At 72.1% G+C, this 21,857-nt stretch carries 22 protein-coding genes; 12 read left to right on the forward strand and 10 right to left on the reverse strand.

What is annotated here, in order from left to right; genetic code table 11:
- Positions 1–173 precede the first annotated feature (173 nt).
- The 3 genes from J4573_RS25790 to J4573_RS25800 all read left to right on the forward strand — a co-directional run bounded on the left by J4573_RS25790 (position 174) and on the right by J4573_RS25800 (position 2,319).
- A complete protein-coding gene (locus tag J4573_RS25790) occupies positions 174–1,058 on the forward strand; it encodes an alpha/beta hydrolase (protein WP_208258396.1) in 885 nt (294 codons plus the stop codon).
- The gene (locus J4573_RS25795) at positions 1,058–1,999 is read left to right on the forward strand and encodes an RNA polymerase subunit sigma-70 (RefSeq protein ID WP_208258397.1); all 942 of its coding nucleotides are present in this window, start codon (positions 1,058–1,060) and stop codon (positions 1,997–1,999) included. Before J4573_RS25790 ends, J4573_RS25795 begins: the two co-directional genes overlap by 1 nt.
- Positions 2,000–2,115: 116 nt before the next feature.
- The gene (locus tag J4573_RS25800; protein ID WP_208258398.1) at positions 2,116–2,319 is read left to right on the forward strand and encodes a DUF5957 family protein; all 204 of its coding nucleotides are present in this window, start codon (positions 2,116–2,118) and stop codon (positions 2,317–2,319) included.
- A gap of 23 nt (positions 2,320–2,342) precedes the next feature.
- On the opposite strand, the gene J4573_RS25805 is transcribed toward J4573_RS25800, so the two are convergent.
- The 7 genes from J4573_RS25805 to J4573_RS25835 all read right to left on the reverse strand — a co-directional run bounded on the left by J4573_RS25805 (position 2,343) and on the right by J4573_RS25835 (position 9,939).
- A complete protein-coding gene (locus J4573_RS25805; RefSeq protein ID WP_307796882.1) occupies positions 2,343–3,482 on the reverse strand; it encodes an alpha/beta hydrolase family protein in 1,140 nt (379 codons plus the stop codon).
- 62 nt (positions 3,483–3,544) lie between these two features.
- A complete protein-coding gene (locus tag J4573_RS25810) occupies positions 3,545–4,432 on the reverse strand; it encodes a MarP family serine protease (RefSeq protein ID WP_208258399.1) in 888 nt (295 codons plus the stop codon).
- A gap of 5 nt (positions 4,433–4,437) precedes the next feature.
- The gene (locus J4573_RS25815) at positions 4,438–4,935 is read right to left on the reverse strand and encodes a SigE family RNA polymerase sigma factor (RefSeq protein ID WP_208258400.1); all 498 of its coding nucleotides are present in this window, start codon (positions 4,933–4,935) and stop codon (positions 4,438–4,440) included.
- A gap of 78 nt (positions 4,936–5,013) precedes the next feature.
- Positions 5,014–5,547 (reverse strand): P-loop NTPase family protein, encoded by a 534-nt coding sequence (locus J4573_RS25820; RefSeq protein ID WP_208258401.1) that lies wholly within the window; start codon positions 5,545–5,547, stop codon positions 5,014–5,016.
- Between the two features lie 13 nt (positions 5,548–5,560).
- The gene (locus J4573_RS25825; protein WP_208258402.1) at positions 5,561–6,100 is read right to left on the reverse strand and encodes a GNAT family N-acetyltransferase; all 540 of its coding nucleotides are present in this window, start codon (positions 6,098–6,100) and stop codon (positions 5,561–5,563) included.
- 3 nt (positions 6,101–6,103) lie between these two features.
- Positions 6,104–6,910: an SWIM zinc finger family protein gene (locus J4573_RS25830; RefSeq protein ID WP_208258403.1), complete on the reverse strand. Its 807-nt coding sequence runs from the start codon at positions 6,908–6,910 to the stop codon at positions 6,104–6,106.
- On the reverse strand, positions 6,910–9,939 hold the full coding sequence (locus J4573_RS25835; protein WP_208258404.1) for a DEAD/DEAH box helicase: 3,030 nt from the start codon (positions 9,937–9,939) through the stop codon (positions 6,910–6,912). Before J4573_RS25835 ends, J4573_RS25830 begins: the two co-directional genes overlap by 1 nt.
- Before the next feature lie 157 nt (positions 9,940–10,096).
- Between J4573_RS25835 and J4573_RS56195 the strand changes: the two genes are divergently transcribed.
- Genes J4573_RS56195 through J4573_RS25875 form a run of 8 tightly spaced genes read left to right on the forward strand, consistent with a single transcriptional unit; the run spans position 10,097 to position 18,153 of the window.
- Entirely contained in the window at positions 10,097–10,978 is an 882-nt protein-coding gene (locus tag J4573_RS56195; protein WP_208258405.1) for an FAD binding domain-containing protein, read from the forward strand.
- Between the two features lie 2 nt (positions 10,979–10,980).
- Positions 10,981–11,493, forward strand: a complete 513-nt coding sequence (locus J4573_RS25845; RefSeq protein ID WP_208258406.1) for a (2Fe-2S)-binding protein — start codon at positions 10,981–10,983, stop codon at positions 11,491–11,493.
- Positions 11,490–13,865: an aerobic carbon-monoxide dehydrogenase large subunit gene (locus J4573_RS25850; RefSeq protein ID WP_208258407.1), complete on the forward strand. Its 2,376-nt coding sequence runs from the start codon at positions 11,490–11,492 to the stop codon at positions 13,863–13,865. Before J4573_RS25845 ends, J4573_RS25850 begins: the two co-directional genes overlap by 4 nt.
- On the forward strand, positions 13,826–14,755 hold the full coding sequence (locus J4573_RS25855; protein WP_307796885.1) for an XdhC family protein: 930 nt from the start codon (positions 13,826–13,828) through the stop codon (positions 14,753–14,755). The genes J4573_RS25850 and J4573_RS25855 overlap by 40 nt, the downstream gene beginning before the upstream one ends.
- 4 nt (positions 14,756–14,759) lie before the next feature.
- Complete coding sequence (locus J4573_RS25860; RefSeq protein ID WP_208258408.1) at positions 14,760–15,344, forward strand: nucleotidyltransferase family protein; 585 nt, start codon at positions 14,760–14,762, stop codon at positions 15,342–15,344.
- On the forward strand, positions 15,341–16,216 hold the full coding sequence (locus J4573_RS25865; protein ID WP_208258409.1) for an AAA family ATPase: 876 nt from the start codon (positions 15,341–15,343) through the stop codon (positions 16,214–16,216). Before J4573_RS25860 ends, J4573_RS25865 begins: the two co-directional genes overlap by 4 nt.
- A gap of 7 nt (positions 16,217–16,223) precedes the next feature.
- Positions 16,224–16,961, forward strand: a complete 738-nt coding sequence (locus J4573_RS25870) for an SRPBCC family protein (protein ID WP_208258410.1) — start codon at positions 16,224–16,226, stop codon at positions 16,959–16,961.
- A gap of 1 nt (position 16,962) precedes the next feature.
- Positions 16,963–18,153 carry a vWA domain-containing protein gene (locus J4573_RS25875; protein WP_208258411.1) on the forward strand — a complete coding sequence of 397 codons (1,191 nt, stop codon included), beginning with the start codon at positions 16,963–16,965 and terminating at the stop codon, positions 18,151–18,153.
- Positions 18,154–18,177: 24 nt separating this feature from the next.
- Here J4573_RS25875 and J4573_RS25880 read toward each other — a convergent pair whose 3' ends face one another.
- Positions 18,178–19,137 (reverse strand): LysR family transcriptional regulator, encoded by a 960-nt coding sequence (locus J4573_RS25880; RefSeq protein WP_208258412.1) that lies wholly within the window; start codon positions 19,135–19,137, stop codon positions 18,178–18,180.
- Positions 19,138–19,236: 99 nt separating this feature from the next.
- Here J4573_RS25880 and J4573_RS25885 point away from each other — a divergent pair, with 99 nt between their 5' ends.
- Positions 19,237–20,019 carry an enoyl-CoA hydratase/isomerase family protein gene (locus J4573_RS25885; protein ID WP_208258499.1) on the forward strand — a complete coding sequence of 261 codons (783 nt, stop codon included), beginning with the start codon at positions 19,237–19,239 and terminating at the stop codon, positions 20,017–20,019.
- Positions 20,020–20,033: 14 nt separating this feature from the next.
- Here the strand turns inward: J4573_RS25885 and J4573_RS25890 are convergent, their stop codons facing one another.
- A complete protein-coding gene (locus tag J4573_RS25890) occupies positions 20,034–21,392 on the reverse strand; it encodes a serine/threonine-protein kinase (protein ID WP_208258413.1) in 1,359 nt (452 codons plus the stop codon).
- A 45-nt stretch (positions 21,393–21,437) separates the two neighbouring features.
- Entirely contained in the window at positions 21,438–21,806 is a 369-nt protein-coding gene (locus J4573_RS25895; RefSeq protein WP_243773536.1) for a winged helix-turn-helix transcriptional regulator, read from the reverse strand.
- Positions 21,807–21,857: the final 51 nt, after the last annotated feature.

Raw genomic sequence — 21,857 nt, forward strand, 5'->3', positions numbered from 1 at the left:
CGCTTGCCGGATGGCAACCGGCCTTCCCCGATACAGACCGCCCCGCCCCCTCGTTCTCATCGCCCGCCCTCTGGCTTCAGATGCGTTCTGGCGGGACCGATTCCTTTCGGAGACGGCGGGTGTCTCTATGTCATCGGCGCGGACGGCGCGCCGCTGGTGTTGGGAGATGGACGATGGCGAGCAAGCAGTCGGAAGCGGTCAAGAAGCACTGGGCGACGACCCGGCAGGCGGCCTCGTGGCCCGAGGACGAGAAGCCGGACACCGAATCCTGGGGCAACCTGACCGCCGAGCCCAGAGGCGTCGACTACGTGGAGACGGAGGCGGCCGGGCTTCCGGCCATGTGGGTGACGCCGAAGGGGGCCGCGCAGGATCGGGTGCTGTTGTTCATGCACGGGGGAGGATTCATCAGCGGGTCCATGTACTCGCATCGCAAGATGCTCGGTCACCTGGCGAAGGCCATCGGCGCGCGGGCGCTGGTGTTCGATTACCACCTGGCCCCGGAGCACCGGCATCCCACGCAGGTGAACGAGGCGGCGGCGGTGTACGGATGGCTTCTCGAGCAGGGGGTGAGTGCGGAGCACGTCGCGTTCGTCGGGGACTCCGCAGGAGGCGGCATGGCCATTACCGTTCAACTGCGGGCGCGGGAGCTCGGGCTGCCGCTGCCCGGGGCGGCGATGCTGATCTCGCCGTGGGTGGACATGGAGGTGGCGGGGGAGACCTACGAGACCAACCGGGACTCGGACGCGTTCTTCACCACGGACGTGGTGAAGGCGCTGGTGGACCTGTTCACCGACGATCCGCGGCACCCGCTGGCCAATGCGCTGTACGGGGACCTGGCCGGGCTGGGGCCGATCTACATTCAGATGGGCGGGGACGAGGTGCTGCTGGCCGACGGCCACGCCCTTGAGGCGCGTGCGGCGAAGGCGGGAGTCGAGGTGCGGCTGGACGTCTTCCCGGAGATGCAGCACACGTTCCAGATGGCCGCGGGCCGGGCGCCCGAGGCCGACGACGCGATCCGCAGGATGGGCGACTGGGGTCGTCCCCGGCTGGGACTGTGATGGCTGTTTCCGAAGAGTTCGTCGAGTGCACGGAGCCGTACCGGCGTGAGCTGCTGGCGCACTGCTACCGGATGCTCGGGGCGGCCGACGAGGCCGAGGACCTCGTGCAGGAGACCTACCTGCGGGCATGGCGCTCGTTCGGGGAGTTCGAGGGCCGGTCGTCGGTACGGGTCTGGCTCTACCGGATCGCCACCAACGCGTGCCTGACCGCGTTGAAGCGGGCCGGACGGCGTGCGCTGCCGTCCGGCCTGGGCGGGCCGAGCGACGATCCCGATGGTCCCGTTCTCCCTGAGGACGGCGTGCCCTGGCTGGAGCCGATCGCCGACCCCGCGGCGATCATCGCCGCCCGCGAGGGACTGCGGCTGGCGCTGATCGCGAGCCTGCAGTACCTGCCCGCGCGGCAGCGCGCGGCCTTCCTGCTGCGCGAGGTGCTCGGCTTCCCCGCGGCCGAGGTCGCCGAGATGCTCGAAACAACGGTCACGGCGGTCAAGAGCTCCTTGCAACGAGCCCGGACCGCTCTCGATCAAGCCACCCCTTCCGAGCTGACCGAGCCGACGGACCCGCAGTCCCAAGAGCTCCTCGAGCTCTACATCACCGGTTTCGAGAACGCCGACGTCAAAGCGCTGGAACGAGCACTGCGGTCGGACGCGTCGATCGAGATGGTGGGAACGCGCACCTGGTTCTCCGGCCGCGTCACCTGCCTGCGCTACCTCATGCGCGTGATCGGTGAGCCGGGGGACTGGAAGATGATCCCGGTCCAGGCCAACGGACAGCCCGCCGCTGGCGCCTACCGCCGGGTCGGCGACGCCTACGAGGCGTTCGGCCTGGGCGTTCTGGACGCCACATCAACGGGCATCGAGCGGATCATCGTCTTCGCCGGAGGGGCCGACCTGCTCGCCAAGTTCGGCCTTCCACCCGTCTACATCCCTGGGCGTATCTAGGCCACCTGCCCTACGCCAGACGCGTAGGGCAGGTGCCCTCCCGCGCCGGATCCCCGTGCGGCCGCCGCCCGCGCACCATCGACTCATACGCCGGACGAGTCGAGAGGCGAGCCATCATGAAGACGATCGGATCCATCCTGCTGGGTTTCATCGCCGGCCTGCTCGGGGGCTTCTTCCTGGAGGTCGTCGGCGGGGCGGTAGGCCATTTCCTGCTGGGCGGCACGAACATGCTCAGGCTGGTGGCGCTCTTCCCGCCCCTCCTGGCGATAGCCGGTGCCATCGCGGGACCCTACGTAGTGAAGCGAGCGAACAACGGCTGACGCCCCCTGCCCTTCCGCCTTGCCTAGTGGGCGAAGAGGGCGGCCACGAACTTGGTGGTGTCGGGGAGGGAGGCCGCCATGGTGCCGCTGTGGTCGGCGCCGGGGTAGGCCTTGAAGGTGAAGTTGACGCTGCGGGCCTTGAGGGCGGCCACCAGCTTGAGGGTGAGCGGGATCGGGACCGTGGTGTCGACCATGCCCTGCCCGATGTAGAACGGGCGGGTGTAGCCGGTGAGAGGGACCTCCATGATGCCGCGGAGGTTGGTGAAGAACGTGGCGTCGAAGAGGGAACGGTTGAGGAGCTGCCCGATGCCGATGCCCTCGGTGCGCTTGACCATGGGGTCGTAGCAGAGGTTCTCGGCGTCCTTGACGACCTGCTTGCCCAGCGGGGTGAGGTAACGGTCCAGGTTGAGGCCCGGGCGGGCCGCGCGCAGGCCGGCCAGGATGTACGCGGTGTACGCGGTCAGGTCGGGCAGCGGGATGTTCGGGATGTAGGGACCCGCGAGGGAGACGATGCTCTCGAGGTTGGAGGGCGGACCGGTCGCCACGGCGCCACGGAAGTCCAGGTCGGGGGCGTACTTGGGGGCGGTCGCGGCGGTGAACAGGGCCGCGTGGCCGCCCTGGGACTGGCCGATCGCCACCCACTTGCGGGCCAGCGACTTGTCGACATGTCGCGCGGCGCGGACCATGTCGGCGGCCGAGTGCGCGGCGGTACGGCCGTCCAGGTACGGGTGGACGCCCGGCGTGCCGAGGCCGATGTAGTCGCTGGAGACGATCGCGTAGCCGCGCGCCATCCACGTGGTCAGGTAGGTGATGTCGCGTTCGGAACGGCCCGCGGTCGAGGGGGCGCAGGAGTCGCCGATCCCGACCGTTCCGTGCGTCCAGGACACCACCGGCCAGCCGCCGCGGGGCGCCTTGCCCTTGGGCGTGAACATCGCGCCGCTGCTCAGCGCCCGTTTGCCGGACGAGTCGGTCGACACGTACGTCACGCGGTGCGCCGAGCCCGTGCCGGGCAGCCACAGGGGAGCGGGCAGCGGCGACACCGACACGACGGTGCCGGGCGCGGCGGTGGACGCGGCGGTAAACGCGCCGGTGGACGCGTGCGCGGCGGGCGCCAGCGAGGTGGCGAGCAGGGCGGAACCGACGGTCAGGGCGATACGGCGCACGGGGGACCTCCAAGATCTGCGCCACCGTAGCGCGCTCGGCGCCCTGCTGATAAGAGGCCTTTTCAGTCTGAGCAGCCCTCCGTCGAGACCGGCGCGGTGGCGTTCCTGGCCTGCTGGGCGGCCGATGCGACCTGCCCGGCGGTCAACGCGTAGGCGGTCGGTGTTTCCGTATCGAGGGCGGCGGCGAAGTTCATGCCGAGGACAGTTCCCTGCGGAGTGAGGAGCGGGCCGCCCGCGTCGCCGGGTTCCATGTGCCCGCGAATCGTGTAGATCTCGCGGCTGACCCTGCTCCGGTGATAGATGTCCAGGCCCGTGGCGGTCTGGCGGGCGCGGATCCTGGCGGCGGACGCGGTCAGCGGCCCTCCCTTGGGGAAGCCCACCACCGCCGCGTCGTCGCCCACACTCGCTCTGGGGGTGAACGCGAGCGGGGCCGCCGTCAACCCCGGGACATAGAGGACGGCGATGTCCTTCACCGGGTCGTACAGGACCACACGGGCTTCCTGCTGCTTCCCGGCCACGGACCGTACCTTGACCGTGCCCTGGGAGCCCGCGACCACGTGCGCGTTCGTCATGACGTGCCGTGGGGCGTACACGAACCCCGTGCCGTCGATCCGCCGCTGACACTGCGGCGCGGTCGCGGTCAGCTTCACGACGCTCTTGATGGCCCGCTGCACCGGGCCGGACTTCAGGACGTCGTCGTTCGGCGGCGCCACTTCTGACGTCGTCAGCGGACCCGGCACCTCATGGTCGCCGAGCCCCGGCAGCACGAGGACGGCGGTCGCCGCGCAGGCCACCGCTGCCGCCCCCGCGGTGACGGCGGTGACACGGAGCCGGCGCCGCACACGGCGACCTCGGCGTTCGACGGTCTCGGCCAGCAGGAACGCGGGTGCGGGCTCCGTGCCGCCATGGTCGACGAGCAGCTCGCGCAGGTCCTGTTCGGTGAACGGCATGGCGGTCAGGCCTCCTCTCGTACGGGCGCGCTCTCAGTGATCCCGGCGATCTCCGGATCGACGCGCAGCTTGGCCAGCGCCCTGCTGATCTGGCTGCGCACGGTCACCGGCTCGCAGCCGAGGATCCGCGCGATCGTGGCGTGGTCCAGGTCGTCGAAGTAGCGCAGCACGACGGCCGCCCGTTCGCGTCTGCCGAGCCTGCCGAGCGCCGCCCACAGCGCCGCGCGGTCCTCCACGTTCGGCGCGTGCGGATCGACCTGGTCGGGCATCCGCGCCGTCGGGACCTCGCCGCGCCACCTGCGCCGCCACCAGGAGGCGTGGGTGTTCACCAGGATCCGGTACACGTACGGATCCGGATCGTCGCCGACCCTGCCCCACGCCAGCCATGCCTTGGTCAGGGCGCTCTGCACCAGGTCCTCGGCGGTCGCCCAGTCCCTGCACAGCAGGTAGGCGGTGCGCCGCAACCGCGACGACCGCTGCGCCACGTACTCCCGGAACTCCATCCGCTCTCCTCGGCCCTCGTCCTCGCCCGTACTACTGCCGAGGCGCACCGCAATGTTGCGCGGGGGACGGAGATTGATTCAACGCCGAGTCGCGGCCTGGGCGGGGAGGTGGCGGCGGGCGCGGCGGGCCTGGTGGGGCGTACGGAGGCGGATGACCTTGATGTTCGGGTGGCGGGCGATGCGGGCGGCGACGGCCTCGCGCTTGGCGGCGTGGCCGGACCAGGCCCAGCGGATGGGGTGCTCGGGGTCCAGCCAGTCGCGCCAGTTCTCGCGGTTGCCGTTCCACAGCTCGCTCCGCGTCACGGCGCGTACGACGGAACGGCGGATGACGCGCCACATCACCGTGCGGCGCGGCAGATCCAGCCAGACGACCGTGTCGGCGCGGTCCCACAGCAGGTCGCCCAGGAAGCGGCTGTACTGGTCCTCGGTCACCCAGCGCGGGCCGGAGCTGAACGCCTCGACGTCGGCCTCGAACTCGGGGCGCTTCACCCAGCCGGGGCCGTGGTGCAGGGCGTCCAGTTCGTAGCGCGGGAGATCGAGCCGGGCCGAGAGGGTGCGCGCGAACGTCGTCTTCCCGGCGCCAGAGATCCCCGCGATGAGGATTCTGTCCATCAGGACCGGTCTATCAGGACGTCGGGACCCAGTAGCGCAGCTTGACACCGCGCTGGTCCTCGAAGACGCCGCCGTTGGCCTCGATCACCTTCCGGGACGCGATGTTGTCATCGTCGCAGGTCAGCAGGGCCGGGTCGACGCCCAGGCGGCGGGCGGTGGGGAGCGCGGCGTTCAGGATGCGGGTGGCGTGGCCCTGGCCACGTGCGGACGGGCGCACGTCGTAGCCGATGTGGCCGCCGACGTCGAGCAGCCATTGGGTCAGGCGGTGGCGCACCACGATGCGGCCGATGAAGGCGTCGCCCTCCACCCACCACAGCGTCGTGCTCGGCACGAAGCCGTCGGGGCGGGGCGTCTCCTCCCGTTCCTGCGCGATCAGGCCCTCGACGAACTGCTCGAACGCGCCGGGCTCGCGCCAGGTCGGCCCGTTCAGGCGCAGTTCGCGGCCCAGGACGCTGGCGTCGGCGGGATCGCCGCGCCCCTCTTCGGCGAACTCGTCCATCGCGGCGATGAACGAGGCGTGCACGTCAGGGGTCGGCGGGACGAGCTGAGGCAAGGGCTATTCCTCGGGAGCGAGCGCCTCGTAGGCGGGAGCGAGCACATCGGTGAGATCGCGGCGGCGGATCCGGATCGGCGGCGGTGTTGCCACCTGAAGGATAAATCCAGGTGGAACGGGAGGTGCGGGCGGCCTCTCCCGCAGCCGCGCGAGTCCCGACGGCGGTGTCCAGAAGCCCTCGGCGGTGAGCGGCGCCTCGTCCATCTCGAACGGGTCGGGCTCGCCCGCCGGGCGCCGCCGCAGCGCGGTCAGCAGCTGCTCCTTGGTGCGCCCGTTCCACTCCATGATCAGGAACGGGTCGCGGTCGAACTGCTCGGCCAGCAGGTAAAGGACGGCGGCCGAGTGCTTGCACGGGTCGCCCCAGTCCGGGCAGCTGCACATCAGGTGCAGGTCGGCGGCCGCCTCGGGGAACAGCGACAGGCCGAACTCGGCGAAGACCTCCTCGATCTCCGGCGGCATCTCGCCCGCCAGCAGCCGCGCCCGGAACACCGCGCGCGAGGCCAGCGCCGCCTCGATGTCGCGCCAGTCCCGCTCCTCGATCGCGTCGATGCCGAGCGCGACCTCGTACGGCTCCTCCCGCGACCCCTGCACCCGCGCGGTCACCTCGTACGGATGCACGCGCAGGTTGATCACCTGGCCCTTGCGCGCGTACGCCCGGCCCCGCTGCAGCCGCCCGGTGTCGGCGAACGACTCGACGAGGTCGATGAACCGCCGCGACCACCACTCGGCGCCGATCGACCCGCGCCGCGACATCGCCTTGAGCCCGTCCTCGACCGGCCGCGGCGGGCCGTATTCGGAGAAGTCGGCCATCAGTCGCTCACCGCCTCGGGCGACAGCCGCAGCACGTCGCGCAGCTCGGCGACCGACAGCTCGGTCAGCCAGTCCTCACCGGTGCCCACGATCGACTCGGCGAGCGCCTTCTTGCGCTCGATCATCTCGTCGATCCGCTCCTCCATCGTGCCGACGCAGATGAACTTGCGGACCTGCACGTTCTTGGTCTGCCCGATGCGGAACGCCCGGTCGGTCGCCTGATCCTCGACGGCCGGATTCCACCACCGGTCCACGTGCACCACATGGTTGGCCGCCGTCAGCGTCAGCCCGGTCCCGGCCGCCTTGAGCGACAACAGGAAGATCCCCGGCTCGGGGTCCTCCTGGAAGTGCTGAACGAGCTCGTCCCGCTGCTGCTTGGACGTCCCGCCGTGCAGCCACCGCACCGGCCGGTCCAGCCGCGACGCGAGATAGGGCTGGAGCATCGACCCGAACTCGGCGTACTGCGTGAACACCAGAGCCTTCTCGCCCTGCTCGGTGACCTCCTCGCAGATCTCCTCCAGCCGTTCCAGCTTCCCCGACCGCCCCTGCAACCGCGAGCCGTCCTTCAGCAGATGCGCCGGATGGTTGCAGACCTGCTTGAGCTTGGCCATCGTCGCCAGCACCAGCCCGCGCCGCTGCTTCTCGTCCGCCTCGGCGATCTGCGCGAGCATGTCGTCCACGGTCGCCTGGTAGAGCGAGGCCTGCTCGGTCGTCAGGTTGCAGTAGACCTTGATCTCCTGCTTCTCCGGCAGGTCCGAGATGATCGACTTGTCGGTCTTCAGTCTCCGCAGGATGAACGGCTGCGTCGCCCGCTTCAAGGCGAGGGCCGCCCGCTCGTCCCCGTCCCGTTCCACCGGCACCGCGAACCGCTCCCGGAACACGGCCCGGGGCCCGAGCAGCCCCGGGTTGGCGAACTCCATGATCGACCACAGCTCGGTCAGGTGATTCTCGACCGGCGTGCCCGTCAGCGCGATCCGGCTCCGCGCCGGAATCGACCGCACCGCCTTGGCCTGCCGCGTCCCGCTGTTCTTCAGCGCCTGCGCCTCGTCGCAGACGACCCGCTCCCACTCGATCTCGGCGAGCATCTCCGCGTCCCGCGCCGCCGTCCCGTACGTCGTCAGCACCAGATCCACCCGCCGCACCGCCTCGACGAGGTCCTCGCCCCGATGCCGCCCCGTCCCGTGATGCACGTACACCCGCAGCTTCGGCGTGAACTTGGCCGCCTCCCGCTGCCAGTTCCCCACCAGCGACATCGGCCCGACGAGCAACGTCGGCGCGGGCTGCTTGCCGTTCTCGCGCTCGTGCGCCAGCAACGCGAGGGTCTGGGCGGTCTTACCGAGCCCCATATCGTCGGCGAGGAGGGCGCCGAGGCCAAGGTCGTTCATGAACGTGAGCCAGGACAGGCCGCGTTCCTGGTAGGGGCGGAGCGTCGCGTTGAGGTCCTCGGGAGAGGGCATCGGCTGGAGGCGGCGGTCGGCCTCGCCGGAGAGGAGGTCGCCGAAGGTGCCGTCGGCGTCGACCTGCGTGAGGGGGAGGTGCTCCTCGCCGGCGTGGATGACGGCCTGCATGGCCTGGGCGGCGGTCATCTTGCCGGTACGGGGGTGGCGCAGGAAGTCGAGGGCGGCCTCGAGCTGCTCCTCGTCGAGCTCGACCCATTGGCCGCGCAGGCGGACGAGGGGGGTCTTGAGGCGGGCCAGCTCCTCGAGCTCGGCCTCGTCGATGGTCTCCTCGCCGATCGCCAGGTCCCAGCGGAAGCCGACCAGGCCGCGCAGGTCGAAGCCGGAGGAGGCGGCGGCGCCCGAGCCCTCGGCCGGCTCGTCGGTACGGGTGGTGAGCTTCATGCCGAGCTTGGCCTTGCCCGCCCATTGGGGGAGCAGGACGCCGAAGCCCGCGGCGGCGAGCATGGGGGCGGCCTGGCGGAGGAAGCGGAACGCCCCGGCGGTGTCGAGGGTGACCTCGGCCGGGATGGGGGAGTCGAGGGCGGGGGCCATGTCGGGGAAGAGGCGCAGGGCGCGGCCCAGGCCCGCGAGGAGGGTCTCCTCGGCGCCGGCGACGGAGGTGGCGTCGCCCGACCAGACCATGGCGGCGGGGACGTAGAGGCTCGGGTCCTCAGTGCCTTGGAGGGCGAACTCGACTCGCCAGCCGTCGGGCTCTGCCGGCTCAGGTTTCTCGTCGGGGAAGAGCTCTTGTTCCTCGGTCGTGAACTCTTCGGCGCCGGGCTCGGCCAGGCGGAAGCAGACGCGGAGCGGGCCGGAGGGGCGGCGGGCCGCGGCGGCCCAGGCGTCCAGCTCGGCGATCAGCTCGTCGGGGTTGTCGTGGGGCTCGCGGGCGATGGCGGGGTTGGGGCCCGTCAGCGCCTCGAACCAGCGTTCGGACAGGGGGACGCGGTCGGGGACCTTGCCGCGGCGGGGCGGCAGGAGAGGGTGCGGAACGGTGCCTCGGACGATGGTGTCGACCAGACCGGACAGCGCCTCGCGCAGGACCTCGGCGGCGGGGCGTCCGCCGTCCGCGGCGCGGCAGGCGGCGGGCATGGCCTCGACCAGGGCGCGGAAGCGGGCGGTGTCGTCGATGACCGGGCGCCAGCGGGCCATCAGGTCGCCGTCCTCGCGCAGGAGGGAGGGCAGGACCAGGCCGCGGGCGGTGAGGTGGGCGGCCTCGTCGGCGAGCAGGCACAGGTAGCGCAGGTCGGTGCCGGGGATGACGTCGCCGCTGTCCTCGGCGGCCTGGAGCAGGGCCATGGCGGCGAGCGGCTCCAGGACCAGGGCGGGGATGCGCCACTCGCGGAGCTCCGGGTCGCCCTCGTACGGCTCGGGTCCCAGCTCGGCGGACGGGGCCGGGTGGTCGTCGTGGGTGGGCAGCGCCATCGTGAGCTCGATGCGGAACGCGCCCCTGGTCAGCGGCTCGTAGGAGGTCCCGGTGAAGTCGCGGGTCGCGTACGGATGGACGTCCGGGTCGGGCTCGTAGCGGCCGGTGCGCTCGGCCCAGAGGCAGAGGGCACCGCCGTGCCAGGTGGCGTGCGAGACGAGCATGAACGAGATCCCCGGAGTGCTGCGATGAACCGGCCACCGAAGTTACCAGCGCGGTCGGACAACCCGGGGTTAAGCGTTTGCTTAGGTTGCCGTTGACACCCCGCCGGACCGGGCGTGCACTGCGAGGTACCCTCCGCCGGCCGGAAAGGGGTCTCACGTGCAGGTACCAGCCCCGTTCGAGTACGAGCGCGCCACCAGCGTCGAGCACGCGATCGGCCTTCTGGAACGGCTGGGCGGTGAAGCCCGGCTGCTCGCGGGCGGTCACAGCCTGCTGCCGATGATGAAGCTCCGCCTGGCCAACCCCGAGTACCTGATCGACATCAACGACCTGTACGGCGTGCTCGGCTACGTCCGTACCGGCGCGTCGGAGGTGCGGATCGGGGCGCTCACGCGGCACCGGGAGCTGCTGGAGTCCGATCCGCTGAACGAGCTCTTCCCGATCTTCAGGGACGCCGAGCGGGTGATCGCCGACCCGGTGGTGCGCAACCGCGGCACGCTGGGCGGTTCGCTCTGCCAGGCCGACCCGTCGGAGGACCTGTCGGCCGTCTGCAGCGCGGTGGACGCCTCGTGCGTGATCCGGGGCAGCGGCGGCGAGCGGGTCGTGACGATGGCCGAGTTCTACCGCGGCCCGTACGAGACGGCCGTCGGCGAGGGGGAGATGCTGGTCGAGGTCAGGATCCCGGTGCGGCCGGGCGGGTCCAGCGCGTACGAGAAGGTCGAGCGCCGCGCGGGGGACTGGGCGATCCTGTCGGCCGGCGCGGCGGTCTGGCTGAACGGCGGCCTGATCGAGGACGCGCGGGTCGGGCTGGCCGCCGCGGGCCCGAACGCGACCGGCATCCCGGCGATCTCCGCCGAGCTGCGCGGCCAGGCGCCCTCGGACGAGCTGTTCGAACGGGCCGGGGACCTGGCGGCGCGGGGCTGCGACCCGGTCACCGACATGCGCGGCAGCCGCGACTACAAGCTGCACCTGGCCAAGGAGCTCACCCGGCGGGCACTGCGCCGGGCCGTCGAACGGGCCGTACGAGCGGAAGGGCGCTGACGATGCAGGTCACGATGACCGTCAACGGCGAATCGGTCACCAGGGAGATCGAGGCCCGGCTGCTGCTGGTGCACTTCCTGCGCGACCATCTGGCGCTGACCGGCACCCACTGGGGCTGCGACACCAGCAACTGCGGCACGTGCGTGGTGTGGATGGACGGCGAGCCGGTCAAGTCGTGCACCGTGCTGGCCGCGATGGCGGGCGGGCACGACGTCCGCACCGTGGAGGACCTGGAACGCGACGGGGTCCTGGATCCGATCCAGGAGGGCTTCATGGCCTGCCACGGGCTCCAGTGCGGCTTCTGCACGCCGGGGATGATGATGACCACCCGGGCCCTGCTGGACCGCAATCCCGACCCGTCCGACGGCGAGATCCGCGAGGCGATCTCGGGGCAGATCTGCCGCTGCACGGGCTACGCCACGATCGTCCGCTCCGTACGCCGGGCCGCGCAGCAAGAGCAGCAAGCCCAGCAAGAGCAGCAAGCCCAGCAGGAGCAGCAGGAGGCCGTGTCATGACCGCGACCCTCCCCGAGAACAACGACCAGAAGCCGGTCGGCCACGGCCGCATGCTCCGCAAGGAGGACCCCCGCTTCATCCGGGGCCGCGGACGTTTCGTGGACGACCTGCAGCTGCCCGGCATGCTGCACCTGGCGATCCTGCGCTCGCCGTTCGCGCACGCCCGCATCCTGAGCGTCGACACCACCGCCGCCGAGGCGTACCCGAAGGTGAAGGCGGTCGTCACGGGCGCGATGCTGGCCGAACAGAACCTGGCCTGGATGCCGACGCTGTCGAACGACGTGCAGGCCGTGCTGGCGACCGACAAGGTCCGCTTCCAGGGCCAGGAGGTCGCCTTCGTGGTGGCCGAGGACCGCTACGCGGCGCGCGACGCGCTGGAGCTGATCGACGTCGAGTACGAGCCGCTCGACCCGGTGATCGACGTGCGCAAGGCGCTGGACCCGAACGCGCCGGTGATCCGCGACGACCTGGACGGCAAGGCCGACAACCACTGCTTCGACTGGGAGACCGGCGACGAGGCCGAGACCGACCGGGTCTTCGACGAGGCCGACGTCGTGGTCAGCCAGGACATCGTCTACCCGCGCGTGCACCCGGCGCCGATGGAGACCTGCGGCTGCGTCGCCGACTACGACCGCATCGACGGCAAGCTCACGCTCTGGTCCACCAGCCAGGCCCCGCACGCGCACCGCACCGTCTACGCCCTGGTCTCCGGCCTGCCCGAGCACAAGATCCGCGTCGTGTCGCCCGACATCGGCGGCGGCTTCGGCAACAAGGTGCCGATCTACCCGGGATACGTCTGCTCGATCGTCGCGTCGCTGGTCACCGGCAAGCCGGTGAAGTGGATGGAGGACCGTTCGGAGAACCTCATCAGCACCGGCTTCGCCCGCGACTACGTGATGCGCGGCGAGATCGCCGCCACCCAGGACGGCCGGATCCTGGCGATCCGCACGAACGTGCTGGCCGACCACGGCGCGTTCAACGGAACGGCCGCGCCGGTCAAGTACCCGGCGGGCTTCTTCGGCGTCTTCACCGGCAGCTACGACCTGGAGGCGGCGTACTGCAAGATGACCGCCGTCTACACCAACAAGGCGCCCGGCGGCGTCGCCTACGCCTGCTCGTTCCGCATCACCGAGGCCGTCTACCTGGTCGAACGGATCGTGGACTGCCTCGCCGACGCGCTCGGCATGGACCCGGTCGAGCTGCGGCTGCGCAACCTCATCAGGCCCGAGCAGTTCCCGTACACGACCAAGACCGGCTGGGTCTACGACTCGGGCGACTACGAGCCGACGCTGCGCGAGGCCATGCGCATCGCTGGCTACGACGAGCTGCGCCGCGAGCAGAAGCAGAAGCGCGAGAACGGCGAGCTGATGGGCATCGGCGTCTCGTTCTTCACCGAGGCGGTCGGCGCCGGTCCGCGCAAGGACATGGACATCCTCGGGCTCGGCATGGCCGACGGCGCCGAACTGCGCGTCCATCCGACCGGCAAGGCCGTCGTCCGGCTGTCGGTCCAGTCCCAGGGGCAGGGCCACGAGACGACGTTCGCGCAGATCGTCGCCGAGGAGATCGGGATCCCGCCCGCCGACATCGAGGTGGTGCACGGCGACACCGACCAGACGCCGTTCGGCCTCGGCACCTATGGCAGCCGTTCGACGCCGGTGTCGGGCGCGGCGGTCGCGCTGGTCACCCGGAAGGTACGGGACAAGGCGCGGATCATCGCGTCCGGGATGCTGGAGGTGTCGGTCGCCGACCTGGAGTGGGAGAAGGGCTCCTTCCACGTGGCGGGCGACCCGGAGAAGGCGGTCACGATCCAGGAGATCGCGATGCGCGCGCACGGCGCGGGCGATCTGCCGGAGGGCATCGAGGGCGGCCTTGAGGCGCAGATCTGCTACAACCCGTCCAACCTGACCTACCCGCACGGCGCCTACATCTGCGTCGTCGACATCGACCCGGGCACCGCGCAGGTGAAGGTGCGGCGGTTCGTCGCGGTGGACGACTGCGGCACCCGCATCAACCCGATGATCATCGAGGGGCAGGTGCACGGCGGGCTCACCGACGGCGTCGGGATGGCGCTGATGGAGATCATCGCGTTCGACGAGGAGGGCAACTGCCTCGGCGGCTCGCTGATGGACTACCTGATCCCGACCGCGCTGGAGGTGCCGGACTGGGAGACCGGCTTCACCGTCACGCCGTCGCCGCACCATCCGATCGGCGCCAAGGGCGTGGGGGAGTCGGCGACGGTCGGCTCGCCGCCCGCGATCGTGAACGCCGTCGTGGACGCGCTCAAGCCGTTCGGCATCCGGCACGCCGACATGCCGCTCACCCCGTCACGCGTGTGGGACGCCATGCAGGGCCGTCCCACCCCGCCGATCTGATGCCCGCCGACCTCACCGCGCGGATGCGGGAGCTGACCGGTGAACGGGTGCCGTTCGTGCACGCGGTCGTCGTCCGCACGCAGGTTCCCGCGTCCGTGTGCCCGGGCGACGACGCGATCGTGCTGCCGGACGGGTCGATCGAGGGGTTCGTCGGCGGGCGTTGCGCGGAGAGCTCGGTGCGGACGGCCGCGCTCGGCGCGCTGCGGAACGGCGAGGCCGTGCTGCTGCGCGTGCTGCCCGAGGACGCGATGGCGTTCCCGGACTCGCCGGGCGCGCAGGTCGTGGTCAACCCCTGTCTGTCCGGCGGCGCGCTGGAGATCTTCCTGAAGCCGCTGCTGCCGCCGCCCGTGCTGTACGTGGCGGGCGACTCGCCGATCGCCGTCGCGGTCGCCGAGCTGGCCGGGTCGATCGACTTCACGGCGCGTACGGACGGACCGGCCGGGGCCGCCGCCGTGGTGATCGCCTCGCACGGGCGCGGCGACGAGCCGGAGGCCGTACGGGCCGCGCTCGACGCCGGGGCCCGCTACATCGGCCTGGTCGCGAGCCGTCGGCGCGGCGCGGCCGTGCTCGCGGAGCTGGACCTGACCGAGGAGGAACGCCGCCGCATCCACACTCCGGCGGGGCTCGCGATCGGCGCCCGTACGGCCCCGGAGATCGCGCTGTCGATCCTCGCCGAGATCGTCGCCGCGCTCCGTTCCGGCGAACTCGTCTCCGAGCCCGTGACGGAGCCGGAGGCCGAGCCGGTGGCCGAGCCGCGCACGGCGGTCGATCCGGTGTGCGGGATGACGGTCACGATCGGGCCCGGCACCCCGCATCTGACGGCCGAGGGCGGGCGGGACGTCTGGTTCTGCGGACCGGGCTGCCTGCGCGCACATGCCGGGCGGCGGTGAGGGCATGAGTGAGGGCGTGTTCGTCACCGGCCTGGTCCTCGCGGCGGGCGCGTCCCGGCGGCTCGGGCGGCCCAAGCAACTGCTGCCGTACGGCGGACGCACGCTCCTGGACGCGACGCTGACGATGGCGCGGTCCTGCGGCTTCGACCAGCTGCTGGTGACGCTCGGCGGGGCGGCGACGCAGGTCAGGGAAGTGGTCGACCTCTCCGGCTGCGAGCCGGTGGACGTCCCCGACTACGGAACGGGCTGTGGATCGTCGATCGCCCACGCGATGGACGCCGTCGATCCGCGAGCCGACGCGGTCGTGCTGCTGCTCGGAGACCAGCCCGGGATCGATCCGGAGGACGTGCGGCGGCTGCGCGGCCCGATCGGTGTCTGCCGCTACTCGGGCGATGAGCTGGGCCATCCGTTCCGCTTCGACCGGGAGATCTTCGGCGACCTGCGCGTGCTGCACGGCGACAAGGCCGTCTGGAAGCTGCTGCATTCGGGGCGGTACGCGGTGAACGAGACGCCGGTCGACGGGCCGGTGCCGCGTGACGTCGACACCGACCAGGACTACCAGGCCCTGCTGTCCGGCCGGCCGCGATGAAGCCGCCGTTCACCGATCCGGACGACGTGCGCGAACGCCTCGACGCGTGCGACTACCTCGTCGACGAGGGGATGGCGGCGGCGCTGTACTTCGCGCTCGCGCTCGGACGGCCGCTGCTGCTGGAGGGCGAGCCCGGCGTCGGCAAGACGACGGCGGCCAAGGCACTGGCCGCCGCGCTCGGCACGCCCCTGATCCGCCTGCAGTGCTACGAGGGCCTGACGGCGAGCGAGGCCCTGTACGAGTGGAACTACCAGCGGCAGCTGCTCGCCATCCGGCTCGCCGAGTCCCGCCACGTCTCGCTCACCGACGCCGACCTCTTCACCGCAGAGTTCCTCCAGGAACGGCCGATCCTCGCCGCCGTGCGGCACGACGGACCACGCCCGCCCGTACTGCTGATCGACGAGATCGACCGGGCCGACGACGAGTTCGAGGCGCTGCTGCTGGAGTTCCTCGGGGAGGCGGCGGTGACCGTTCCCGAGATCGGCACGTTCACCGCGTCCCGGCCCCCGTACGTCGTCCTGACCTCCAACCGCAGCCGCGACCTGCACGACGCGCTGCGCCGCCGCTGCCTCTACCACTGGATCGACTTCCCGCACGCCGCCCGCGCCGCCGAGATCCTGCGGCGGCTCGTTCCGGCCGCGCACGAGCCGCTGATCGAGGCCGCGACCGGCTTCGTCGGCCGCGTGCGCGGACTCGACCTCGACAAGGCGCCGGGCCTCGCCGAGGCCATCGACTGGGTGGCGGCGCTGTCGGCCCTCGGCGCGGCCGACCTGACCCACCCCGGCGCCGCCACCACGATCGGCGCCATCGCCAAGACCCCCGACGACCGCGACCTGATCGGCCGAGCCCTGGCCGACCTGCCACGGAGGTGATGTGACCATGCGCATCGACCAGGAGTTCGCCGTCACCGTCCCGCTGGAACGAGCCTGGGCGGAGCTGACCGACCTCGAGGCCATCGCGCCCTGCATGCCCGGCGCGCAGCTGACCGGCGTGGACGGGGAGGGCGTGCACTCCGGCACCATCAAGGTCAAGATCGGCCCCATCGTCGCGGTCTACCGCGGCACCGCCCGCTTCGCCGAGAAGGATGAGAAGGCGCACCGCGCGGTGATCGACGCGGGCGGCCGCGACTCGCGCGGGGCGGGCGCGGCGAGCGCCCTCATCACCGCGTCCATGCGCGAGGACGGCGACCGTACGGTGGTCACCGTCGAGACCGAGCTGAAGATCTCCGGCAAGGTCGCCCAGTTCGGCAGCGGGATGATGAAGGAGGTCTCGGCCAAGCTCCTCGGCCAGTTCGTCGACTGCCTGGAGAAGCGGCTGGCCGCCGAGCCCGAACCCGGGCCCCAGCCCGAATCCGAGCCCGCCCAAGCCCAGGTCCCGGCTCCGGCTCCCTCGCCCGAAGAGCCCGCGTACACCCCCGCGCACGCCTCGGCGGACGCCGGCGCGGCCGCGCCGGCCTACAAGCCCACGCACGCCCTGCCCGAGGCCGAGCCCGAACCGGAGCAGGAGCCGGTGAACCTCCTCGGCGTGGCGCGCTGGCCGATCGTCAAGCGGCTGATCCCGCCGGCGATCGTGCTGGTGGTGGTCATCGTGCTGATCGTGATCTTCGTCGCCATGTGACATGGACCGCGCCGAGTTCGCCACCGCGCTCGTCCGCAGGCTCCGCGAACGCGGGGTCCCGGTCGGCATGACCGCGATGGCCGACTTCACGGGCGCGCTGCGCGCCTGCCCGCCCGAGACGCGGCAGCGGCTCTACTGGGCCGCGCGGATCACCCTGGTCAGGCGGCACGGCGAGCTCGCCGCCTTTGACCAGGTCTTCGCGGAGGTCTTCGGGGACCTGGCACCCGACCCGCGCCACCCCGACCGCAAACATGCCCTGCGGGCGCGCCGTTCCGGCCGCTCAGCAGGGACCGCGAAGGGCCCGGCCGAGGTGAACGGCCTGCCGTGGGCGACGCTCGCCGTCCCCTCCGGCTCGACACAGGCGCCCGCCTCAGCCGCCGAACGCACGACACCCCTCCACCTGCCGACCGCGCGGCACGGCGACCCGGACACCCCGTTCGAGGAGCTCGATCCGGCCGAGCTGGACCGCCTCGGCCAGTGGCTGGCCGAGGTACGCGCCGACTGGCCGGTCCGCCGGGGCCGCCGCCGCGTCGTTCAGCCGCACGGCCGCCGCGTCGCGCTGCGCGCCACCCTCCGCCGTGCCCGCCGCACCGGCTTCGAGCCGCTCGACCTCGTCCGGGAGAGCCCGCGCGACCGCCCGCGCCGCGTGGTGATGCTGTGCGACGTCAGCCGTTCGATGCAGGCGCAGGCCGCCGCCTACCTGCACCTCATGCGCGCCCTCGCGGTGGTCGCGGACGCGGAGGTCTTCGCGTTCGCCACCACGCTGACCAGGCTCACCGCCGTGCTGACCCGGCAGTCGGCCGAGACCGCCGTCGCGCAGGCCACCGAGAAGGTCACCGACCGGTTCGGCGGCACCCGCATCGCCACCGCCGTCACGACCCTGCTGGCCTCCCATCACGGCGGTACGGTGCGCGGCGCGATCGTGCTCATCGCCTCCGACGGCTGGGACGGCGACCCGCCCGAGGCCCTGGCCGCCGCGATGGCCGCGCTCCAGCGCCGCGCCCACACCATCGTCTGGCTCAACCCGAGGGCGGCCGCCCCCGGCTACGAACCCCGTGTCTCCACGATGGCCGCGGCCCTGCCGTACTGCGACCTCATGCTCCCCGCGCACACCTTCGCCGCCCTCCGCGAGGCGCTCACGTTCGCCGATCTTGCTCTCAGCGCCCCCAAATCGGGCGTGGAAGGGCGCTGAGAGCAAGATCGGCGTGGTTGGGGGTCAGCTCCACAGGGTGACGTGGATGGCGGGACGGAACCGGCCGGCGCCCACGCCCGTTCCTCGCAGCATCGCCTGGATGGCGCGGGGCGTCGTCGCGAAGCGGACCAGTTCCGAGGCCGCAGGCGGAGCGGCCTGGCCGGCCATCGTCATCGTGGTCCACGCGCCATCGGCCTGCAGACCCGGCCCCGCGATCCGGACCAGGCGCCCCTTGGACAGGTCGCCGTTCACCGCGAAACGCACGGCCGGTGCGACGCCGTTGTTGCGCATGGCCTCCTCCAGCGCCGCCGAGTGGCTCTGGAAGATCCGCTGCCGGGCCTCCGGCACCCGGATCCGCTGCACGAACGACTGGACCGCGCCGTTCCCGCCCGCCGCCGACGGGCCGAGCAGCCAGGTCTGCTCGCGCAGCCGGGCCGCGTCGCCCTGGTGCCCGGCCAGCGGATGCTCCGGCCCGGCGACCAGGACCACCTGGTAGGCGACGAACTGCTTGACCGCCAGCGCCTCGTCCGCCGGTCCCTGCGGCGGCGGCCCGATCGCCACGTCCACGGCCCGGTTGCGCAGCAGCGCGCCGAACCGTCGCGGATCCTGAACGCTCAGCTCCACGTCGAGATCGGCGGCCCGCCCCGCGAACAGCTCGATCAGGCCCGGCGCCGCGTACTCCGCGAACAGGCTGGAGGCGGCGATCCGCAGCAGCCGCCGCCCCGACCCGGCCTGGCTCACCTCGACGATCGTGCGTTCCTGGAGGTTCAGCAGCTCGGTGGCGCGGCTGGCCAGCCGCAGCCCGCCGGGCGTGAACGCCAGCCCGGACGCGGTCCGCGTGAACAGCCGGTCGCCGAGCTCGCGCCGCAGCTGCCGGATGTGCAGCGACACCGCCGCCTCGGTCACCTCCAGCTCGGCCGCCGCCTTCCTGACCGAGCCCAGCCGCACCACCGCGGCGTACGCGCGCAGCTGGGCCGGGGTCATGGCGGAAACGCTAGCCACCGGGAGGCCCGGAACCAAGAGCGGGTTAGGCTCGATGCGGCCAGGCAGGTGAGCGTGACGAGCGTCAATTCGGAGGTCGGTGTGGGCGAGTTCGTACGGGTCGAGGTCGAGGACGGGATCGGGACGATCCGGCTGGACCGGCCGAAGATGAACGCCCTCAACGCGCGGATGCAGCGCGAGCTGATCGAGGCGGCGCGACAGGTCACCGAGGACGACGCCGTCGCCGCGGTGATCATTTACGGCGGCGAGAAGGTCTTCGCGGCGGGCGCCGACATCAAGGAGATGGCCGAGCTGACGTTCGCCGGGATGTCGGGGCGGCCCTCGCGGCTGCTGCAGGAGTTCACCAGGGAGCTGGCGGCGATCACCAAGCCGGTCATCGCCGCGATCACCGGTTACGCGCTCGGCGGCGGCCTGGAGGTCGCCCTCACCGCCGACTTCCGGGTGGCGGGCGCGGGCGCCAAGGTCGGCCAGCCCGAGATCCAGCTCGGCATCATCCCGGGCGCGGGCGGCACCCAGCGGCTCAGCCGCCTGGTCGGGCCGTCCAAGGCCAAGGACCTGATCTTCTCCGGGCGGCACGTGAAGGCCGACGAGGCGCTGGCGATGGGCCTGGTCGACCGCGTAGTCCCCGATGAGGACGTCTACACGGCCGCGCGCGAGTGGGCCGCGACGTTCGTCGGCGGACCGGCCCTGGCCCTGCGCGCCGCCAAGCGCGCCATCGACAGCGGCCTGGAGGTCGACCTGGACGCCGGCCTGGAGATCGAGCGCCTGCAGTTCTCGGCGCTGTGGGCCACCGACGACCAGCGCGACGGCATGAAGAGCTTCGTCGAGGAAGGCCCCGGCAAGGCCAAGTTCACGGGCCGCTGATCACGGGCCGCTGATCAAGGGCCGCTGATCGTGGGGAGCGGCCACCACAGCGGGGCCGGCGCCGCCAGCACGGCGCTGGCCAGCAGCACGGCCGCCAGCGCCAGCCACATCGCGTGCCGTCCGCGCCGCCCACGCCGTCCGCGCAGCAGCACCGGCAGCACGGCCAGTGCCCCGAACGGCAGCGTCACCGCGCGCGGATCCGGCCACAGCGCGTGCAGCGGCAGGAAGATCGCCAGGTAGGCGAGCGCGCCCGCCGCCGACAGGATCGCCGTACGCAGCGACAGCTCCAGCGGCAACGCCACCAGCGCGGCGAGCCGGGCCCGCACGCGCCCGAACCAGGTGCCGTCCGCCGCCGTGATCCGATTCCGCATCCGCTTGCCCGCGTCGCGCACGTACAGCGAGAGGAAGCCGACCAGCGCCAGGGCCGCGGCCAGCGTGGGCGCGACCTGGCTCAACGCGGGCAGCACGGCCAGCGCAGGGGCCCGCAGCGGATGTGCCCCGCGACGCGGCGCCGCAGGGGCGGCCCGTTCCGGCGAGGCGGAAACCCGGGGCGAGCTCGGCGGAGCGGGCGGCGTGACCAGGGAGGTAGCGCTCCTGGCCAGGCGTTCCAGCAGCTCCGGCGACGACGGACGGCGCTCAGGGCTGAGCGCCAGCCCCGCCTGAACGTGCGGAACGAGCGAGCGGGGAAGGCCGCTCAGATCGTGGCGCCCGCGCAGCACCCGTGAGAAGACGGCCTCCGGCGGCCCGCTCCCGTAAGGCGAACGGCCGGTCGCCGCGAAGACGACGGTCGCGGCCCAGGAGAAGACGTCGGCGGCGGGCTCGGCGCGTTCGCCGTCCAGGATCTCGGGGGCCAGGTAGCCGGGCGTGCCGATCGCCGTGCCGGTCAGGGTCAGCCGGGTCGCGTCCAGCACGTGCGCCAGCCCGAAGTCGATCACCACCGGGTCGCCGTCCGCGAGCACCACGTTCGCCGGCTTGACGTCGCGGTGCACCACCCCGGCGGTGTGGACCGCCGCCAGCGCCCGCGCCAGCCCGGTGACCACGCGGGTCAGCGCCGCGCCGCGCAGCGGGCCGTTGTCACGGACGACCTCCTCCAGCGTCCGGCCCTGCACGTAGCGGGTCACGATGTAGGGGCGGCGCCCGCTGAAGTCGGCGTCGACGACCTCGGCGATGTACGGGCTGCGCACCCGCCGCATGGTCGAGACCTCGCGTTCCATCCGCCGCCGGCAGATCTCGTCGCGCGCGATCGCCGGATGGAGCACCTTGACCGCCACGGCACGGCCCTCGGCATCGCGCGCGAGGCTGACCTCGCCCATGCCGCCGACCCCGATCTCTTCGAGAACGCGGTAGGGGCCGATCCGTTCTTCCGTACGCACGGCGATACTCCAGGGGGGAAGTTCCCGGAGATCGTAAAGGCTCCGTCAGACGAAATCGGTGAGGCGCGACGACTGTGCCTCCATGACGTCGTCGGCGTAGCGCGCGGACCATTCGCCGAGGGCTCGCAGCGGCCCCAGAAGGCCCCGGCCGGCCTCGGTCAGCTCGTACTCCACGCGCGGGGGAGCCTCGGCGTAGCGGCGCCTGTCGACCAGCCCGTTGAACTCCAGGCGGCGCAGCGTCTCGGTCAGCACCTTCTGGCTGATGCCGCCGATGCTGTCGCGCATCTCGCCGGGGCGCAGCGGCCCGTCGCGCAGCGACCACAGCACCACGCCGGTCCACGTGCCCGACAGCAGGTCGATGCCGAGGCGCGTCTGGCAGTCGGCGAGCAGTTCCATCGACTTCACGCGCTCCATGCTGCCCCCTCCGTTGCGCACCAGATGGTGCCTATCGGCCTGCCTAACGTC

The organism is Actinomadura barringtoniae, assembly GCF_017573505.1.
Classification (GTDB): domain Bacteria; phylum Actinomycetota; class Actinomycetes; order Streptosporangiales; family Streptosporangiaceae; genus Spirillospora; species Spirillospora barringtoniae.

Excerpts from the sequence above, each read along its gene's own strand:
- J4573_RS25790 (WP_208258396.1), top strand. The coding sequence starts at position 174 with ATGGCGAGCAAGCAGTCGGAAGCGGTCAAGAAGCACTGGGCGACGACC.
- J4573_RS25795 (WP_208258397.1), top strand. The coding sequence starts at position 1,058 with ATGGCTGTTTCCGAAGAGTTCGTCGAGTGCACGGAGCCGTACCGGCGT.
- J4573_RS25800 (WP_208258398.1), top strand. The coding sequence starts at position 2,116 with ATGAAGACGATCGGATCCATCCTGCTGGGTTTCATCGCCGGCCTGCTC.
- J4573_RS25810 (WP_208258399.1), bottom strand. The coding sequence starts at position 4,432 with ATGCCGTTCACCGAACAGGACCTGCGCGAGCTGCTCGTCGACCATGGC.
- J4573_RS25815 (WP_208258400.1), bottom strand. The coding sequence starts at position 4,935 with ATGGAGTTCCGGGAGTACGTGGCGCAGCGGTCGTCGCGGTTGCGGCGC.
- J4573_RS25820 (WP_208258401.1), bottom strand. The coding sequence starts at position 5,547 with ATGGACAGAATCCTCATCGCGGGGATCTCTGGCGCCGGGAAGACGACG.
- J4573_RS25830 (WP_208258403.1), bottom strand. The coding sequence starts at position 6,910 with ATGGCCGACTTCTCCGAATACGGCCCGCCGCGGCCGGTCGAGGACGGG.
- J4573_RS25835 (WP_208258404.1), bottom strand. The coding sequence starts at position 9,939 with ATGCTCGTCTCGCACGCCACCTGGCACGGCGGTGCCCTCTGCCTCTGG.
- J4573_RS25845 (WP_208258406.1), top strand. The coding sequence starts at position 10,981 with ATGCAGGTCACGATGACCGTCAACGGCGAATCGGTCACCAGGGAGATC.
- J4573_RS25850 (WP_208258407.1), top strand. The coding sequence starts at position 11,490 with ATGACCGCGACCCTCCCCGAGAACAACGACCAGAAGCCGGTCGGCCAC.
- J4573_RS25860 (WP_208258408.1), top strand. The coding sequence starts at position 14,760 with ATGAGTGAGGGCGTGTTCGTCACCGGCCTGGTCCTCGCGGCGGGCGCG.
- J4573_RS25865 (WP_208258409.1), top strand. The coding sequence starts at position 15,341 with ATGAAGCCGCCGTTCACCGATCCGGACGACGTGCGCGAACGCCTCGAC.
- J4573_RS25870 (WP_208258410.1), top strand. The coding sequence starts at position 16,224 with ATGCGCATCGACCAGGAGTTCGCCGTCACCGTCCCGCTGGAACGAGCC.
- J4573_RS25875 (WP_208258411.1), top strand. The coding sequence starts at position 16,963 with ATGGACCGCGCCGAGTTCGCCACCGCGCTCGTCCGCAGGCTCCGCGAA.
- J4573_RS25880 (WP_208258412.1), bottom strand. The coding sequence starts at position 19,137 with ATGACCCCGGCCCAGCTGCGCGCGTACGCCGCGGTGGTGCGGCTGGGC.
- J4573_RS25895 (WP_243773536.1), bottom strand. The coding sequence starts at position 21,806 with ATGGAGCGCGTGAAGTCGATGGAACTGCTCGCCGACTGCCAGACGCGC.